Annotated in this window: 14 protein-coding genes; 9 read left to right on the top strand and 5 right to left on the bottom strand. The window is 60.4% G+C overall.

What is annotated here, in order from left to right:
• Positions 1-748 precede the first annotated feature (748 nt).
• From J4D28_RS04190 to J4D28_RS04175, 4 genes are all read left to right on the top strand, one after another.
• Entirely contained in the window at positions 749-1,465 is a 717-nt protein-coding gene (locus J4D28_RS04190) for a molecular chaperone (RefSeq protein ID WP_009047803.1), read from the top strand.
• A 134-nt stretch (positions 1,466-1,599) separates the two neighbouring features.
• A complete protein-coding gene (locus tag J4D28_RS04185; RefSeq protein ID WP_009047804.1) occupies positions 1,600-2,583 on the top strand; it encodes a fimbrial protein in 984 nt (327 codons plus the stop codon).
• 316 nt (positions 2,584-2,899) lie between these two features.
• Positions 2,900-5,776, top strand: a complete 2,877-nt coding sequence (locus J4D28_RS04180; protein ID WP_009047805.1) for an ATP-binding protein — start codon at positions 2,900-2,902, stop codon at positions 5,774-5,776.
• A gap of 363 nt (positions 5,777-6,139) precedes the next feature.
• Positions 6,140-6,961: an alpha/beta hydrolase gene (locus tag J4D28_RS04175; RefSeq protein WP_009047806.1), complete on the top strand. Its 822-nt coding sequence runs from the start codon at positions 6,140-6,142 to the stop codon at positions 6,959-6,961.
• 77 nt (positions 6,962-7,038) lie between these two features.
• On the opposite strand, the gene J4D28_RS04170 is transcribed toward J4D28_RS04175, so the two are convergent.
• The 3 genes from J4D28_RS04170 to J4D28_RS04160 form a co-directional block, all read right to left on the bottom strand.
• Complete coding sequence (locus J4D28_RS04170; protein ID WP_016702183.1) at positions 7,039-7,677, bottom strand: LysE family translocator; 639 nt, start codon at positions 7,675-7,677, stop codon at positions 7,039-7,041.
• Position 7,678: 1 nt separating this feature from the next.
• Positions 7,679-8,449, bottom strand: a complete 771-nt coding sequence (locus J4D28_RS04165; protein ID WP_009047808.1) for a 2OG-Fe(II) oxygenase — start codon at positions 8,447-8,449, stop codon at positions 7,679-7,681.
• A 101-nt stretch (positions 8,450-8,550) separates the two neighbouring features.
• Positions 8,551-9,177 carry a hypothetical protein gene (locus tag J4D28_RS04160; RefSeq protein ID WP_009047809.1) on the bottom strand — a complete coding sequence of 209 codons (627 nt, stop codon included), beginning with the start codon at positions 9,175-9,177 and terminating at the stop codon, positions 8,551-8,553.
• Positions 9,178-9,268: 91 nt separating this feature from the next.
• On the opposite strand from J4D28_RS04160, the gene J4D28_RS04155 reads away from it, so the two are divergent.
• Positions 9,269-10,252, top strand: coding sequence for a LysR family transcriptional regulator (locus J4D28_RS04155; protein ID WP_009047810.1), 984 nt, complete (start codon positions 9,269-9,271; stop codon positions 10,250-10,252).
• 76 nt (positions 10,253-10,328) lie between these two features.
• On the opposite strand, the gene J4D28_RS04150 is transcribed toward J4D28_RS04155, so the two are convergent.
• Both J4D28_RS04150 and J4D28_RS04145 read right to left on the bottom strand, forming a co-directional pair.
• On the bottom strand, positions 10,329-10,736 hold the full coding sequence (locus J4D28_RS04150; protein WP_007931642.1) for a PA2817 family protein: 408 nt from the start codon (positions 10,734-10,736) through the stop codon (positions 10,329-10,331).
• A gap of 84 nt (positions 10,737-10,820) precedes the next feature.
• Entirely contained in the window at positions 10,821-13,268 is a 2,448-nt protein-coding gene (locus tag J4D28_RS04145) for an acyl-CoA dehydrogenase (RefSeq protein ID WP_009047811.1), read from the bottom strand.
• 245 nt (positions 13,269-13,513) lie between these two features.
• On the opposite strand from J4D28_RS04145, the gene J4D28_RS04140 reads away from it, so the two are divergent.
• The 4 genes from J4D28_RS04140 (at position 13,514) to J4D28_RS04125 (ending at position 16,680) form a co-directional block, all read left to right on the top strand.
• Positions 13,514-14,173 (top strand): transglutaminase family protein, encoded by a 660-nt coding sequence (locus J4D28_RS04140; protein ID WP_009047812.1) that lies wholly within the window; start codon positions 13,514-13,516, stop codon positions 14,171-14,173.
• 42 nt (positions 14,174-14,215) lie between these two features.
• A complete protein-coding gene (locus tag J4D28_RS04135) occupies positions 14,216-14,839 on the top strand; it encodes a glutathione S-transferase family protein (RefSeq protein WP_009047813.1) in 624 nt (207 codons plus the stop codon).
• A gap of 132 nt (positions 14,840-14,971) precedes the next feature.
• The gene (locus J4D28_RS04130) at positions 14,972-15,904 is read left to right on the top strand and encodes an ABC transporter ATP-binding protein (RefSeq protein WP_009047814.1); all 933 of its coding nucleotides are present in this window, start codon (positions 14,972-14,974) and stop codon (positions 15,902-15,904) included.
• Positions 15,901-16,680, top strand: coding sequence for an ABC transporter permease (locus tag J4D28_RS04125; RefSeq protein ID WP_007931651.1), 780 nt, complete (start codon positions 15,901-15,903; stop codon positions 16,678-16,680). The genes J4D28_RS04130 and J4D28_RS04125 overlap by 4 nt, the downstream gene beginning before the upstream one ends.
• Positions 16,681-16,712 lie beyond the last annotated feature (32 nt).

The following is a 16,712-nucleotide window of genomic DNA, read 5'->3' as shown; positions in this document are numbered from 1 at the left end:
CTGGCTGGTCGGGGTGATTAATTAAGCAAAAGGCAGGGGGCAAAAAAACCAGAACTTTCTTAACTGGTGGTTAGCCCTTTCCGGTTTGAAAGGTGAGGCAGGAGGATGTTGCTCGCTGCTGTCGACGCCTGTTCTGCTGCACACCTGTAAAAGGGGCCACTTTGATGGGCTTTGTGCCATGCCCCGCGCTGCTTTTGGTTTGGCTGCATGCCTCGGACCGCTTCTGGCTGACCTCTTTTTTTGGGGGGGCGGTATTGGGAAGTTTCAGCGTCGCTGAAAGTTTTGCGTGGCGATTGTTGGAGTTCGGATATAAATGACGGAACGCTAGTTTATTTATCTTGAGAAAGTCGGCTTGTATTCGTATGTTCTCCAGATATTGAAACCTCTTATGTTGTGTTTTTTTTGTCGTTAGTCAGGTTGATGGGGTGTAAAGTTGGCGGTCATGTTGCTTAAACAACAGCTGCACATTCATATCGACCTGAAAACTTCAGGGTTGCAAATACCCGAGGAGTTGTGGCGCTGCCTGCACTTACGATTTCCGCGCTGGATATTGGCGCGATGGCCCAGAATCAGGGGCTTTTGAGAATCGTCCTACTGATAGCGAGGGACATTCCCTGTACATTCCTCTCCCCGATTCATTCGAACATTACCCATGCCGGCACAGTCGCCTCGTCGAGTCATCGATGTTTTTCACATGGCGAAACACTGGGCCTCAGTCGTTCGATTCACACGGAGTAGAGCATTTACCGTGAAGATTCCAGTCATCGCTGGAGCGATTCTGGCCAGTGTGTCCCTGCTTTTTTCTACCTCTTCCCAGGCTGGCATCAATCTGGAAAACACCCGTGTGGTGCTGGCGGCGCCGAGCAAGCAAGCGTCCCTGGTGATCAAGAACAGCGCGGCCGAGGACCTGATGTTCCAGGCCTGGGTAGAGGCGGCCGACAAGAGCGAGGATGTGCCCTTCGCCATTACCCCGGTGCTCAAGCGCCTGAGCGGCGAGCAGCAGCAAGTGCTGCGCATCCTGTACAGCGGCAAAGGCCTGCCGACCGACAAGGAGTCGGTGTTCTGGCTGAACGTGCGCGAGGTTCCGCAAAAGTCCCGGGAGGAAAATACCCTGCAAATCGCCGTGCAGCAGCGCCTCAAGCTGTTCTACCGGCCGGCCGGGCTACCGGGGAAGGTCGCACAGGCTCCGCAGCAACTCAAATGGCGGCTGCTGGCCAAAGATGGCAAACCCTATCTGGAGGTGACCAACCCATCGGCGTTCCACCTGTCTTTTGCTGCGATCACGTTGCGGATGGGAAGCAAGAGCTTCACCGCGCCGATCGATATGGTCGCGCCGACCGCGACTGTCCAGGTCGAGATTCCGGGGCTGCCGAATGGCGTCCAGGCCAACGATCTCAAAGTTGAGTTTGAGGTCATCGGCGACTACGGCGGAATGACCAAGTATGAACGTGTTATTTCAGGCTGACTTACGACGATCCTCAGTGAGTTATTCATGTTGTGGAAGTTGGCCATTAATAGTCTTGGTTTTTTGCTCGCTGAATAATTATGTCGATAACGTTATTGGTGAGTGTCAAAAAATGAGCTTGAAAGAGAATTTTTATGCGTAAACTGATATTCGGGATAACTGCCGTGTCAGGCTCGTTGGTTGCTGGAGATACTTTTGCTGCCTGTTATTGGCAGGGACCCGAACCTTCTCCTTCTGTAAAGACTATTACCTTGCCCGCCGAGATAGCTGTCACTGCGGCCCCCATTGGTGCAGAGCTTGCGAAATATACAGTCAGCCTCTGGCCTGATGGCCCCCTTCGCAACTGTGGAGGAGTAGCAAGCCAAGTATCTATTTCCCTAGAGTCGGCGTTGCTTCCGTCATCGGAAGATAAAGTCTATGAGACTGGAGTGAAAGGGATAGGTGTCAAATTTTGTGTGCGGACTAGTTCAAGTAGTCAGAGCATTGATTGTCTCCCTTACTCCGAGCATGTACCCGCAGGATATGGTCCCTACGCTCCCCAGAATATTAACGTTATCTTCGTTCGTACTGGTCGTGATGTTGCTTCAGGAGATATGTTCTTGAAGTTCAAGTCAGTTTGGAAACATGTAGACTATATATTAACGGTTGAATCAGAAGGTACTGTCAAACTGGTTAACGATGTATTTTTCGCCGGGTGCGAATCGGTAGGTGCTGCGGTCAACGTCCCGATGGGCAAGCAAACCATCCAGAGCATCAAGAATGGCAGTGTCAAAGAAGTACCGTTTAATTTTGATGTGCGCTGCGACGGTTTGAAACCTGATACGAAAGTCCCGGTGAAAGTCTACTTCGAAGGCACCTCCCAGGCCGACGGCATGCTCAAGCTTTCCAATCTGGGCCAGTCCGGTGTCGCATCGGGGGTGGGAATTTCCCTGGTCAACGACAAGGGCGTCAAGTTGCCGTTCGACATCGCCCGATCCGTCGCTCTCGACTGGAACAGGGATGCTGCCGATGGCTCCATTTACCGATTCTCCGGCAAAGCCAAGTACGCTCCGACAGGGGACGAGATGAAACCGGGCAAAGGCGATGCGACCATGAGCTTCGTTATCAACTACAACTGATTGCTATTGGCGGCGGGCACAAATCCTTTTGCTCGCCGACCTGTTCCCAGCCCGGCCGGATCTCTGTCGCCAGCCCGCTGTTATCCAGCTTTTCCGAGCGCGCCAGAGAGCAAATGGAAGGCCGCTCAAGAGAGGTTCTCGCCGCTGATTTCACAACAGCCGGCGCCCGGCTAGAATACCGACGGATCACTCTTGATCCATCCCCTATTTGCCACAGATCAAAGCGTCACTTTCCATAAGAGGGTGATGCTGTTGTTCGTGGGGCAATGGCCCGCTTACGCCGGTTGCCGGGGTTCGAATTCCAGGAAGGTATTCCATGATTCCAGCGTGCTGTCGGATTGTCGTTCTCTGCCTGTTACTTGCTCCATCGCCGCTACTACTCGCGCAGGAATCAGACATCTCCCTTATCGCAAGGGTGGCAGTGACCAGCCGACCATGGCTGAGCGAAGCAGACCGCCAGTGGCTGGCAAGCAGAGGTCCGCTCACGATCGGCGTGGCACTGCCCGACTACCCGCCGCTGGGCATGCTCGACGTCAATCGCTTTCAGGGAATCACCGCGGACTATCTGGCCTTGCTGTTCGAAGTCCCCCCTCACGTCCGTCTGTTTGCTTCCCGGCAGGCGGCGTTGGCCGCCTTGCACAATGGCGAGATCGACCTGGTCGGCGGCGGCTCCGCGGTGGATGCCGAGGACCACGGCCTGCTACTGACCCAGGCCTATGAACCGAACCAACCCGTGCTGGTAACAGCCGAGAGCCACCCCTTCGACCCAGAGAAAACCGGCACCCGGCTCGGCGTATTTGCCGGCTATCGTGCCGAGGAAAAAGTCTCCGCCGCTTATCCGAACAGCCAGGTCCTGCCCTTTGTCTCGCCGCTGCGCGCGCTCGAGGCATTGAGCCTGGGTGAGGTCGATGGGGTGATCGACGATGCGGTGTCGGCTCACTACCTGATCAACATCAACTACCTGCTGGACCTGCATATCGAAAACTTCGCTCCGGTGGAAAGCCGTGGTTTCGGTTTCCTGGTGCGCGCTTCCGATACGCGATTGCATGGCGTGATCGAACGCGCCTTGCCGTCCATACGCTCGCGGCATAGCGAAAAGATCCTGCGTAACTGGAGTGCGGGGAGCAGCCTGCGCCTGACCCAGCAGCGCGTGAAACTGACGCCCGCCGAGAACCGTTGGCTGGCGGCACACCCGGAAATCCCGGTGAGCGTCAGTGACTCTCTCGGAGCATTGGGGCAACTGGACAGCGGTGGGCAGGTACGGGGTATCGGCCCCGATTACCTCAAGTTGATCAGCCAGCGAAGCGGCCTGACGTTTCGCCCTGTCCGGGCGCAGAACTATACCGAGATGAAGGCGCAGATAACCCAGGGCCAGACCCTGATGACCTCGGTCACCTCGGCAGATCCTGATACCGAGGCGGATATGGATATCCTCCTTCCTTATCTGAGAAGCTCGGTCGTGCTGATGGCCGGACCACGATCCGCACGCACCCAGGGCAGCCCTTTTCATAGCCTTGAAGACCTGCAAGGCAAGCGCCTGGCCAGCGTCCCCGGCTACTTCATCAACCCGATCATCCAGCAGGACTATCCAGATATCCGGCTACAGATCTATCCCAACTTTTTGGAGGCCATGCGCAGTGTCGATGACGGACGTAGCGACGCGTTCATCGGCAGTGACTACACCGGCCGTTTCCTGTCCGCGCAGCGTTTCAACAATCGCTTGCGGGTGATCGGCATTCTCGACGAGTTCTCCCGGCCGGTCAGCCTTGGGGTGCTGAAGGGGCAGGAAGAGTTGCGCAGCATCCTGGAGAAGGCTCAGGTCGCCATTACCCCGGAGGAGGTGGCGGACATCGTGGCGCATTGGGAACCTCGTATTTCTACCACCGGCAGCCATTTCTGGCGTGATCACCGCAGTAATATCCTGCGGCTCGGCGGTGTATTCGGCTTGCTGGTCCTGCTGTCGCTGATCTGGGGTTTCTACCTGACCCGCCAGGTGCGCAAGACTCGCCAGGCCGAAGGCGAGCTGGCGCTGGCGCGGGAGAAGGCCGAAGCAGCCAACGAGGCCAAGAGCGTGTTCCTGTCCACCATGAGCCATGAGATCCGTACCCCGCTGAACGCCATCATCGGCCTGCAGGAAGTGGTGCAGCAGAAGGCCGAACGGGGCGAGCTGGACCAGGCTTCGCTGGCGATCGCGCAAGAGGCCGCGCAGGGGCTGCTGTTGCTGCTCGGCAATGTGCTCGACCTGACCCGGATCGAGTCCGGCATGATCGATTCCGCACCGGAGCCGGTGCAGCTCAAGGCGCAGATTGAAGCTATCGCGCCCCTGGTGGTCGGCATGGCGCGGCAGAAGCACCTGGCGTTCGAGATGCAGTTCACGGGCGACATGGAGCAATGGGTACTGATCGATCCGCTGCATTTGAAACAGGTGCTGTTCAACCTGTTGAGCAACGCCATCAAGTTCACCGAGCGGGGCAGGGTGACGCTGCATGCCTCGGGCCGCCGGGAGGCAGAGCATCTGCACCTGGTGCTGGAGGTGATCGACAGCGGTATCGGTATCTCGGAGGAGGATCAGGCCAGGTTGTTCCAGCCATTCTCCCAGGTCGGCTCGGCCCAGGCCGGGCAAACCTTTGGCAGCGGCCTGGGGCTGAATATCACCCGGCAATTGGTCGAACTCATGGGCGGCAGCATCGTCCTGAGCAGCGAGCCGGATATCGGCTCCTGCTTCAGCGTGACCCTGCAACTGCCCCTGGTCGAGGCGCCTGCCGAAGCCGCGGCAGAAGTGCCACAAGCGATCACGGAGGCGCTTTCGCTGAACATCCTCGTCGCCGAAGACAATGCGTTCAGCCGGCTGACGCTGGAAGAGCAATTGCTGGTCCTGGGGCATCGCGTGACGCTGGTCGAGGATGGGCAGGCGGCCTGGGAAGCCTGGCTGGCTGCCGAGTACGACGTGTTGATCACCGACAGCCAGATGCCGCGCCTGGGCGGCTATGACTTGACCCTGCGCATCCGCCAGAAGGAGCGCGAGGAGGGGCGCAGGCGCTGCTGGATCCTTGGTGCGACCGCCAGCGCCGAGGATGCGGAAACCCAGCGCTGCCTGTCCGCCGGGATGGACGATGTGGTGTTCAAGCCCCTGACGCAGCAGGTGCTGCGACAGGCGCTGGAGAATACTCAACGCGATCCTGCGCGGGCTTGAGCACGACGAACTGATTACTAGGAAAGCATTCCGACAATCCCATCACGAACGATGGCGGCGCTGGTTGAGCTCGCCCAGCGCGCCCGTTCGCTCAAGGTGGTTGGTAAGAAAAATCCTATAAGTTTTAAGAATCGACTGATTTACGTCTGACATGGGCTCCACTCACTCTTTAACGCATTCGCGCCGCGTTCTGCCCACCTTCCTGCCTACAACCCCCACCACGCGTGGCACTCCTCGCACAGAGAGCAGTCGTGGACAGCGAAGCCGATCCCCTGAAGTCACCCTGGCCAATACGGATAAGTCCGAACGAACCGCAGATCGCTGGCCAAGCCCTTTCAAACATTCCTTCCACCGGAGATGACAATGACCCTTCTCTATCGCGACATGAATCAAGCCCAACTCGATGCGGCGTACAACAATACGCAAGCGGTGCCGGATTTCCCCGGTATCTACGCCGCCTTGCAGGCGCGTAGCGCCAGTTTCTATGCCTCTGCGGCCGGTCGCCTCAACCTGTCTTACGGCACGGCGCCTCGACAGCGTTATGACTGGCTGCCTTGTGGAAAAGCCGACGCCCCGACGCTCATCTTCATCCATGGCGGGTATTGGCAGAATTGCAGCAAGGAAGACTTTGCATTCATCGCCGCCGGGCCCCTGGCGGCGGGGTTCAACGTCGTCCTGGCCGAATACACGCTTGCGCCGCAAGCCTCGATGACCCAGATCGTCAGCGAGATTGGCAGCCTGCTCGAGCATCTCCAGGCCGACGCCGATCAGCTGGGGATCGCAGGGCACAAGGTGGTCTTGAGCGGGCACTCGGCAGGCGGACACCTGGCGCTGCAGTTCCGCTCGCACCCATGGGTGACCGATGTCCTGGCCATCAGCGCACTGGTCGATCTGGAACCCATCAGCCTGTCGTGGCTGAACGAGAAGCTGAGTCTCTCGGAGGCGGAAATCGATGCGTATAGCCCGCTGCACCATATCGACAAGGGCGCGAATACATGGGTCGCGGTAGGCGCCGACGAGCTGTCGGAACTGGTGCGCCAGTCCGATGAATACGCCAAGCAGGCCTTGGCTCGAGGAGAGTCTGTGCAGCTGATTCACGTGCCGGGCTGCACGCACTTTTCAGTACTGGATGAAATGGCAAAACCGCAGGGAGCCCTGCTTCAGGCCCTGTCATCCATCCGTTGACCGTGGATCTGCACTGAGCAAAGTCTGGATCGAGCCGCCAGTTGCCGGCGGCTCGATCGAGCAGGGCGTTGGGAGGCTTACATCGACAGGATCAGGCGCCCGGCGAACAGAATCAGGATCACCCCCATGGTCCGTTCGAACCAATGGCCCATGCGCATGAACAGCAAGCGCACCCGCGGGCTGGAAAAAAACAGCGCGACGATCACGAACCACAGCGCGTTCACGCAACACATCCACACGCCGTAGAGCGCCTGCACCTTGAGGGGCGTGGTGGCGCTGATCACCGTGGTGAAAATCGCCAGGAAGAACAGCGTGGCCTTGGGGTTGGTGGCGTTGGTCAGAAAGCCGGTCATGAAGGCCTTGGGCAAAGTCTGCCGCTGTGCTTGATCATTACCCGCATCGCTGCCTTCGATCGAAGTCTTGGGCTTGCTGCGCAGCAGGCTGACTCCGAGATAAAGAATGTAGGCACCGCCCACCACTTTGGCCACGCTCAGCAGCCATGGCGTGGTGTGCATCAGCGCACCGACCCCCAGCAGGGTGTACAGCACATGCACGGAAATCCCCGCGCCGATGCCGATGGCCGTGCACAGCCCGACCACCCGGCCAAAGCGCACGCTCTGGCGGATGGTCACGGCAAAGTCAGGCCCGGGAGCCACCACGGCGAGAAAGTGGATGGTCGCCAGGGCCAGGAATTCGCCTAGATAGTTGGAAAGCATTTCAACTCCAGAAGGTCAGGGGGGACGAGCTGCCGCGATAGCCGACAAAAAAGGAAAGGCTCAGGCGCGGGTTGGCCACCCCCGGGGTGACGGCGTGCATGCGCCTTGAATTGAACATGATGAAATCCCCGGGCTCCGGGCGGACTTCCAGCGAGGGTGTGCCGAGCAGGGTGGGATCGATGCCGTAGCTGTCGCCGCGCATCTCGTCGAACTGGTCGGGTGAAATATCGTGATTCCACATCTGCAGGGCGCCGCCGGCCTCGGGCATGTTCAGATAGAGGTTGCAGGCGAACTGCGCTTCCAGGCTGTGGGCCTGGAAGCTGTCGGGGGCGTCCTTGGCGAAAATGTCGTGATGGGCGAGGAAGCACACGCCGGGCTTCACCACCCGGGACAGGCCGACGTACATCTTGCGCCCGTACAGGTTTTCCAGGTGGGCGCCAGCGGGCCAGGACTCGTCGAGCATGCAGCGCAGGGTGTCGACAGGAGAGGCGTAGGGCGCGCAGCGCGAACGCAGTTCGTCGATGTTGGCGGTGGCGCGCTCGAAATAGTCCTCGATCAGCAGCGGCTGGTTTTCCGCTTCGTAAAACGCCATGCCGATACGGCCGATGCTGGGAGCGTTGATGTAGCCCTCGAAGCCGGGAGCGAGAATCTTGTCGCCCAGCTGGATCGCCTGGGCGTGCGGCAGGAAGTTCTTGATGCGCAGGGCGAGCACTTGTTCCTGGGCCAGTTTTTTTATGCACGTCTCATCGAGACGCTCGACGTCAAGCATCATCTGCAGATCCCTCTATCCGATAGTCGTCGAACCCGCGCACGCGGGTTTCCCCTGTGTCAGGCGATGCGTCGCGTGATGTGCAAGGCGACACCGCCGATGAATCAGTCCACGTGGTAGTGAACCGAAAGCATTCCTTTCTTTTGCGAGAGGGAGGCGATAGTGACGTTGCCCAATTCCTTCAGGCGCTTCACGTGGGTACCACCGCAACCATAGGCGGGAAGCTCGCCAAAACCGATTTCCCGCGAACCTTCACGCAGCGAGACCAGGCGCGGCAGGTCGGCGGCAATCCAGTGATCGATGCCATTCTGCAGGCTGTCGACGTCGAGTTCCTGCGGACTGTCGCCGGGCTTGAAGGACACGCGGCCCTCGCCAGGCCAGTGATGGGCCTTGACCGGGACCCAGCCGCGGGTTTCGCCGAAATGGCCGATCAGGTGCCCGGCCGAGTGCATGCGGGTATTGAACTGGCGGCGCTGTTCATCGACCTGGACCTGGACCATGCCCGGTTGCACCGGCTGGCTGACGTAATGAACGATCCGCTCGGGTTCCTGGACCACGCGCAATACCTGGCTTTCGCCGATCCAGCCGGTATCGCAGGGTTGACCGCCGCCTTGGGGATGAAAAATCGTGGCACGCAGGACCACCGCGAATTCGTTGTCCTGCGGGGTGCATTCGAGCACTTCAACGTTGGCCTTGAGTTCATCATTATGAAAAAAGAGGCGAAGCGTCATATTCCGTGCCCTTATTAAAATGTCTTTTTTAATTATATGGTGCGGCGGAATTGCGTGATAATCCGTTCAAACCTCAAAGGACTGTTGTGCTGTGAGCATAAATCTCCCCCTTCCGCTGCTGGGTGAAATGGCGATTTTCGTCAAGGTCGTCGAGGTCGGCAGCTTCTCCGAAGCCGCGCGCCAGCTGGGCTCTTCACCGTCGGCGGTGAGCCGCAGCATTTCCCGGCTGGAGAAGGCGCTGGCAATTCGCCTGCTGCAACGCACCACGCGCAAGTTGCGCTTGAGCGAAGGGGGCGAGGAGGTGTTCAAGCGTTGCAGCGAGATGGTCAGCGCCGCCAAGTCGGTGATGGAAATCAGCGGTCAATTCACCCATGAGGCCGAAGGGCTGGTGCGGGTCAGCGTGCCCAAGGCGGTGGGGCGTTTTGTCGTGCATCCCTATATGCCCGAGTTTCTGCGGCGCTATCCCAAGGTCGATGTCGAGCTGTTGCTGGAAGATCGCAACATCGACCTGATCGACGATAACGTCGACCTGGCCATCCGCATCACCGATCGACCGCCGGCGGGGCTGGTCGGGCGCCAGTTGCTGACCATCGACCATATGCTGTGCGCCACGCCGCAGTACCTGGCCGAGCACGGGACGCCGAGCCATCCCCACGACCTGCTCAACCACAGCTGCATTTACCTGGGCGAAACCCCCAGCGATGCGCGCTGGAAGTTCAAGAAGGGCAGCAAGTCGGTGACCGTCGGCGTGCGCGGGCGTTATGCGGCCAATCACACCGGGGTAAGGCTGGGAGCAGTGCTGGAACATATCGGCATCGGCAGCTTGCCGTACTTCACCGCGCGGCATGCCCTGGAGCAGGGCTTGCTGGTGCAGGTTCTGCCGGACTGGACGTTTCTCGCCTCCTACCATGGCGGCGCCTGGTTGCTGCATTCGCCGACCCGTTACCTGCCGCCGAAGCTGCGGGTATTCATCGATTACCTGGTGGAGTGCCTGGCCAAGGAGCCGACCTTGAGTCGGCAGGGCAAGCAGGAAGCCAAAGGCTACGAACAGCCCGAAGGCGATGGCGCCGGCTGAGCCAGCCGCTCATGGGCAGAAAAACAAAAGGCCCGCCGGTTCAACCGTGCGGGCCTTTGTAGTGTCCGGGCCGGACTCAGTGCTTGCTGTCCTGGGCGGAGAGCGCCAGCAGCTGCTTTTCCTGGTTCCAGTCGAACGGTTCATCGTTCTGCTCGGCCTCGTAGCGGCGTTCTTCAAGCGCCTGGTACAGGTCGATTTCTTCGTCGGGCATGTAGTGCAGGCAATCCCCGGCGAAGAACCACAGCAGGTCGCGCGGTACCAGATGGGCGACCTGTGGATAACGCTGCATCACCTGGCACAGCAGGTCCTGGCCCAGGTACTGGCTTTCGATCGGGTCGATCGGCAGCGAGGCGCGCAGTTCGTCGAAGCGTTCCAGGAACAAGGCATGGCTTTCTTCGGGAACCTGCTCGGCTTCACCCACGGCGACCAGGATACTGCGCAAATGGTCGAGCAGGACGAGGTGATCGGCGACGACGTTGGACATGACATGAGTCCTCAACAGCAAAACGGGCGCGGGAGTATATAGCTCCCGCGCCCGGTTTCATAATCCGCCTGACGGTCTTGCGCCTTAGCGGGTTTTCCCTTCGCTCAGGGTCAGCTCTTCCTTGGCAAAGTCATCGACGTCGATGACTTTGCGGCGGGCGGCTTCAGCCTCGCGCAGGGTCTGGGCTTCCACCGGTTGCAATACGCCGGCTTCCAGCGCGGCGTCGATGGCATGTTCGCCGGCGACCGGTTTGACCTGGCCGCTTTTCAGCGCCTCGTGCAGTTTTTTCTGCAGAGGATGGCTGGCGCTCAACAAGTCGAAGGCCTGTTGCAGGGCGCCGACCGGGTCCTCTGCCGATTGTGGGCGGTAGCAGCCAACCAGCAGTTCTTCCAGGGTCGGGTCGCCCTTGGCCCGGCCGATGATCGCGGCGACCTCGGCATCCAGTTCATCGGACGGGCCTTTGTGACGGCGGCCGAACGGGAAGACCACCACCCGCAGCAGGCAGCCCAGCACCCGGTTCGGGAAGTTCTCGAGCAGTTCGTCCAGCGCCCGTTCCGACTGGCCGAGGCTTTCTTCCATGGCCCAGGTGAACAGTGGTTGCAGATGCTCCGGCGAATCCAGGTCGTGGTAGCGCTTGAGGGCGGCGGAGGCCAGGTACATATGGCTGAGCACATCGCCGAGGCGTGCCGACAGGCGTTCGCGACGTTTCAGTTCGCCACCCAGCAGCATCATGCTCAGGTCGGCCAGCATGGCGAAGGCCGCGGCCTGGCGATTGAGGGCTCGGAAATAACCCTGGCTGAGCTTGTCCCCCGGCGCTTGTTCCAAGTGCCCCAGGCCCAGGTTCAGCACCAAGGTGCTGGCCGCGTTGCTCACGGCAAAGCCGATGTGCTTGAGCAGCAGGCCGTCGAACTCCACCAGCGCCTGATCGTGGTCTTCGCGCCCGGCCAGGGCCATTTCCTTGAGCACGAACGGATGGCAGCGAATGGCGCCCTGGCCGAAGATCATCAGGTTGCGCGAGAGGATGTTCGCGCCCTCCACGGTGATGAAGATCGGCGCTCCTTGCCAACTGCGGCCCAGGTAGTTGTTCGGGCCCATGATGATGGCCTTGCCGCCGTGCACGTCCATGGCGTGGCTGATGCACTCGCGGCCGCGTTCGGTCAGGTGGTACTTGAGAATCGCCGACAGTACCGAGGGCTTTTCCCCCAGGTCGACGGCATTGGCCGTGAGCATGCGTGCGCTGTCCATCAGCCAGGCGTTGCCGCCGATGCGGGCCAGGGCTTCCTGGATGCCTTCGAAGGCGTTGAGCGGGACGTTGAACTGCTCTCGCACCTGGGCATATTGGCCGGTCACCAGGCTGGTGAACTTGGCCGCGCCGGTGCCGACGGCCGGCAGGGAAATGGAGCGGCCGACCGACAGGCAGTTCATCAGCATCATCCAGCCTTTGCCGAGCATTTCCTGGCCGCCGATAAGGAAGTCCAGGGGGATGAACACGTCCTTGCCGGAGTTCGGGCCGTTCATGAAGGCGGCGCCGAGCGGCAGGTGGCGGCGGCCGATTTCCACGCCGGGGGTGTCGGTCGGAATCAGTGCCAGGCTGATCCCCAGGTCTTCATCCTCGCCCAGCAGGTGGTCCGGGTCGTAGGCCTTGAAGGCGAGGCCGAGGAGGGTGGCGACCGGGCCCAGGGTGATGTAGCGCTTTTCCCAGTTCAGGCGCAGGCCGATGGTTTCCTCGCCTTGCCATTGGCCTTTGCAGATCACCCCGGTATCGGGCATGGCGCCAGCGTCGGAACCGGCCAGCGGGCCGGTGAGGGCGAAGCACGGGATATCGTCGCCACGGGCCAGTCGCGGCAGGTAGTGGTTACGCTGTTCGTCGGTGCCGTAATGCAGCAGCAATTCGGCCGGGCCGAGGGAGTTGGGGACCATCACGGTGGACGCCAGGTCGCCGCTGCGGGTTGCCAGTTTCATCGCCACTTGCGAGTGGGCATAGGCGGAGAAGCCCTTGCCGCCGAACTCCTTGGGAATGATCAGGGCAAAGAAGCCGTGTTGCTTGATGTGCTCCCAGGCTGCGGGCGGCAGGTCCATGGACTGGCCGATCTGCCAGTCGCTGACCATGGCGCACAGCTCTTCGGTGGGGCCGTCGATGAAGGCCTGTTCCTCTTCGCTCAGTTGTGCTTTCGGGTAGGCCAGCAGTTTGTTCCAGTCCGGACGGCCGCTGAACAGTTCACCGTCCCACCAGACCGTGCCGGCATCGATGGCGTCGCGTTCGGTTTGCGACATCGGCGGCAGGACTTTCTGGAACCAGTTGAACAGCGGGGCGCTGAAGTTCTTGCGGCGCAGGTCGGGCAGTAGCAAGGGCGCCGCCACCGCGGCCAGCAATACCCAGAAGATCAGCAGCAACCAGCCCGGTGCATGGCTGAAGGCGCCCATGGCCAGCAGGTAGACGGCCACCACGCCCAGGGCGGGCAGGGGGGCGATGCGGCGATGGGCCAGGTAGGCAATACCGACCAGCAGAACCAGTATCCACAACAACAGCATATTTAATCCTCCGTGAAGCCAGGGGCAAAATCACCCAAAGAGCTTAGTCGGCATCCGACAAAAGGGGTGAAAGGGCAGTGCGCTTGAAGCGGTAAGAAGAAGCGGACGCAGCGCGTCAGGCATCGGGTCAGCAGCTTGTCGATCTTGTCAGGCTCGAAGCGGCAGCCTCTGATGTTTGGCCGAAACGTCGTTATCGCTGGGATGAGGCCGTCGTTAGACTCGAGACTTCACTCGGAGATATCCCCATGCACGAGTACTTGAGTCCCAGCCGCTTCATCGATAGTGACCATCCCGCGGTGGTGGAGTTCGCGGAAACTCATCGTGGCCCCAGCAGCGATCCGCTGGAGCAGGCGGTGAACCTCTATTACGCGGTGCGCGAGGCCGTGCGCTACAACCCCTACACCTTCAGTCGCGACCCCGAGACCCTGCGTGGCAGCCATGCCCTGGCCGCGGGCGAAAGTTACTGCGTGCCCAAGGCCACCCTGCTCGCCGGTTGTGCGCGGCATTGCGGGATTGCCGCGCGGATCGGCCTGGCGGACGTGCGCAATCACCTGTCGACCCCGCGTTTGCTGGAATTGCTGCGCAGCGACGTGTTTGCCATGCACGGTTATACCGAGCTTTACCTGCAAGGGCGCTGGGTCAAGGCCACGCCGGCGTTCAACCGGAAACTCTGCGAGATGTACGATGTGGCGCCACTGGAGTTCGATGGCCGTCATGACAGCGTGTTCCATCCCTTCAACCGCCAGGGTGAGCAGATGATGGAGTACGTGCTGGACCACGGACAGTTCGCCGACGTCCCCGAGACCTTCTTCTTCAAACACCTGGAAACCTGTTATCCACATCTGTTCGGCGAGCAGATGCCGATGCTGCTGGGCGACATGCAGAGTGATTTGAGTCAGGTCTGATCCGGCGTAGACTGCCTCGGCATTCATCACTGAGGAGCGGTCATGCTGAAGATCTGGGGTCGGAAAAACTCGTCGAATGTCAGGAAAGCATTGTGGTGCGCCGAAGAACTCGGCCTGACCTACGAGGCGGTGGATGCCGGTGGCGCCTTCGGCGTGGTGGATACCCCGGCGTATCGGGCGATGAACCCCAATGGGCGGATTCCGCTGATCGAGGACGACGGCTTCGTGCTGTGGGAATCCAACACCATCGTGCGTTATCTCGTCGCGCGCCATGCCGCCGGTACGGCCTGGTACCCGGACGATGTGCGGGCGCGGGCCTCGGCCGAGAAGTGGATGGACTGGACCACCTCGACCTTTGCCGAACCCTTCCGCCACCTGTTCTGGGGTGTGCTGCGCACGCCGGCGCAGCAGCAGGACTGGGACAAGATCAATGCCGCGCTGAACAGCTGCGGCGAATTGCTGGCGGTGGTCGACCAGGCCCTGGCCGAACATCCCTACCTGTCCGGCGACGAAATCGGCATGGGCGATATCCCCCTGGGCAGTTTCATTTATGCCTGGTTCGAAATGCCCATCGAGCGCCCGCCATTGTCTAATCTGCAAGCCTGGTACGCACGCTTGCAGCAGCGTCCGGCCTATCGCAAGGCGGTGATGACCGCGTTGACTTAATACTGACTATCAACACAGGTGACTGTACTTGTGCGGCGTCGGCAAGCACCATTGGGTGTATCCGGCGCCGTTGCAATGCAGGCGATCCGCCCTTACCTATAATGTTCTCCCTTCTTGGTGCGTAAATCCGATATGAGTTCCGCTCTGTCCATCCGGCAGCTAACCAAAACCTACGGCAACGGTTTCCAGGCCCTGAGTGGTATCGATCTGGATGTCGCCGAAGGTGACTTCTTCGCCTTGCTCGGCCCCAACGGTGCCGGCAAATCCACCACCATCGGCATCCTCTCGACCCTGGTGAACAAGACCAGCGGCACGGTGAGTGTCTTCGGCCATGACCTGGACCGCGAGCCCGCCGCGCTCAAGCGTTGCATCGGCGTGGTGCCGCAGGAGTTCAACTTCAACCAGTTCGAGAAGACCTTCGACATCGTCGTGACCCAGGCCGGTTACTACGGCATCCCGACCAAGGTCGCCAAGGAGCGGGCCGAGCAGTACCTGACCCAGCTGGGGCTGTGGGACAAGCGCGATGTGCCGTCGCGCTCGCTGTCCGGCGGCATGAAGCGCCGGCTGATGATCGCCCGCGCCCTGGTGCACGAGCCGCGCCTGTTGATCCTCGACGAACCAACCGCTGGCGTGGACATCGAGCTGCGTCGTTCGATGTGGACCTTCCTCACCGAACTGAACCAGAAAGGCATCACCATCATCCTCACCACCCATTACCTGGAGGAGGCTGAGCAGCTGTGCCGCAACATCGGCATCATCGATCACGGCACCATCGTCGAGAACACCAGCATGCGCCAGCTGCTCAGCCAGCTGCATGTGGAAACCTTCCTGCTCGACCTGAAGACCGACATGAAGGTGGCGCCGCAACTGATCGGCTATCCGAGCAAGCTGGTCGACAGTCACACCCTGGAAGTCCAGGTCGACAAGGCCGTGGGCATCACCGCGCTGTTCAGCCAGTTGGCCCAGCAGAACATCGAAGTGCTGAGCCTGCGTAACAAAACCAATCGCCTTGAGGAGTTGTTCGTGTCCCTGGTGGAGAAAAACCTGTCGAAGGTGGCGGTATGAGTTCCGAGCTACGGCCCAACCTTGTCGCGCTGAACACCATCGTCTATCGCGAAGTCCGGCGTTTTACCCGGATCTGGCCGCAAACCCTGCTGCCGCCGGCGATCACCATGGTTCTGTACTTTGTGATCTTCGGCAACCTGATCGGCCGGCAGATCGGCGACATGGGCGGTTTCACCTACATGGAGTACATCGTGCCGGGCCTGATCATGATGTCGGTGATCACCAACTCCTACGGCAACGTGGTCTCGAGTTTCTTCGGCAGCAAGTTCCAGCGCTCCATCGAGGAATTGATGGTGTCGCCGGTGTCGCCGCACACCATCCTCATCGGCTACACCCTGGGCGGTGTGCTGCGGGGGCTGGCGGTGGGCGTGATCGTGACGCTGCTGTCGCTGTTCTTCACCCATCTGCAAGTGCATCACCTGGGCATCACCTTGCTGGTGGTGGTCCTGACGGCGACCATCTTTTCGCTGCTGGGCTTTATCAACGCGGTATTTGCACGCAACTTCGACGATATCTCGATCATCCCGACCTTCGTGCTGACCCCGCTGACTTATCTGGGCGGAGTGTTCTACTCCATCACCCTGCTGCCACCGTTCTGGCAGACGGTGTCGCTGGCCAACCCCGTGCTGCATATGGTCAACGCCTTCCGTTTCGGCATCCTGGGGGTTTCCGACATCCAGATCAGCGTGGCCATTACCTTCATGCTGGTCGCCACCGTGGTCCTGTACTTCGGTTGTGCCCGCCTGCTGGTCAGCGGTCGCGGCATGCGCCAGTAAGCCTGCGCAGATACAACAACGGCCTCCCTCGG

The organism is Pseudomonas sp. GW531-T4, assembly GCF_017349615.1.
GTDB lineage: Bacteria > Pseudomonadota > Gammaproteobacteria > Pseudomonadales > Pseudomonadaceae > Aquipseudomonas > Aquipseudomonas chlororaphis_I.
The sequence above is the reverse complement of the archived record's forward strand: the minus strand, read 5'-3'. Positions and strand labels throughout refer to the sequence as shown.

Bases quoted from the DNA above. Each gene is read 5' to 3' on its own strand.
- J4D28_RS04145 (WP_009047811.1), bottom strand. From the start codon at position 13,268: ATGCTGTTGTTGTGGATACTGGTTCTGCTGGTCGGTATTGCCTACCTG.
- J4D28_RS04180 (WP_009047805.1), top strand. From the start codon at position 2,900: ATGATTCCAGCGTGCTGTCGGATTGTCGTTCTCTGCCTGTTACTTGCT.
- J4D28_RS04170 (WP_016702183.1), bottom strand. From the start codon at position 7,677: ATGCTTTCCAACTATCTAGGCGAATTCCTGGCCCTGGCGACCATCCAC.
- J4D28_RS04140 (WP_009047812.1), top strand. From the start codon at position 13,514: ATGCACGAGTACTTGAGTCCCAGCCGCTTCATCGATAGTGACCATCCC.
- J4D28_RS04185 (WP_009047804.1), top strand. From the start codon at position 1,600: ATGCGTAAACTGATATTCGGGATAACTGCCGTGTCAGGCTCGTTGGTT.
- J4D28_RS04175 (WP_009047806.1), top strand. From the start codon at position 6,140: ATGACCCTTCTCTATCGCGACATGAATCAAGCCCAACTCGATGCGGCG.
- J4D28_RS04150 (WP_007931642.1), bottom strand. From the start codon at position 10,736: ATGTCCAACGTCGTCGCCGATCACCTCGTCCTGCTCGACCATTTGCGC.
- J4D28_RS04130 (WP_009047814.1), top strand. From the start codon at position 14,972: ATGAGTTCCGCTCTGTCCATCCGGCAGCTAACCAAAACCTACGGCAAC.
- J4D28_RS04125 (WP_007931651.1), top strand. From the start codon at position 15,901: ATGAGTTCCGAGCTACGGCCCAACCTTGTCGCGCTGAACACCATCGTC.
- J4D28_RS04160 (WP_009047809.1), bottom strand. From the start codon at position 9,177: ATGACGCTTCGCCTCTTTTTTCATAATGATGAACTCAAGGCCAACGTT.
- J4D28_RS04135 (WP_009047813.1), top strand. From the start codon at position 14,216: ATGCTGAAGATCTGGGGTCGGAAAAACTCGTCGAATGTCAGGAAAGCA.
- J4D28_RS04165 (WP_009047808.1), bottom strand. From the start codon at position 8,449: ATGATGCTTGACGTCGAGCGTCTCGATGAGACGTGCATAAAAAAACTG.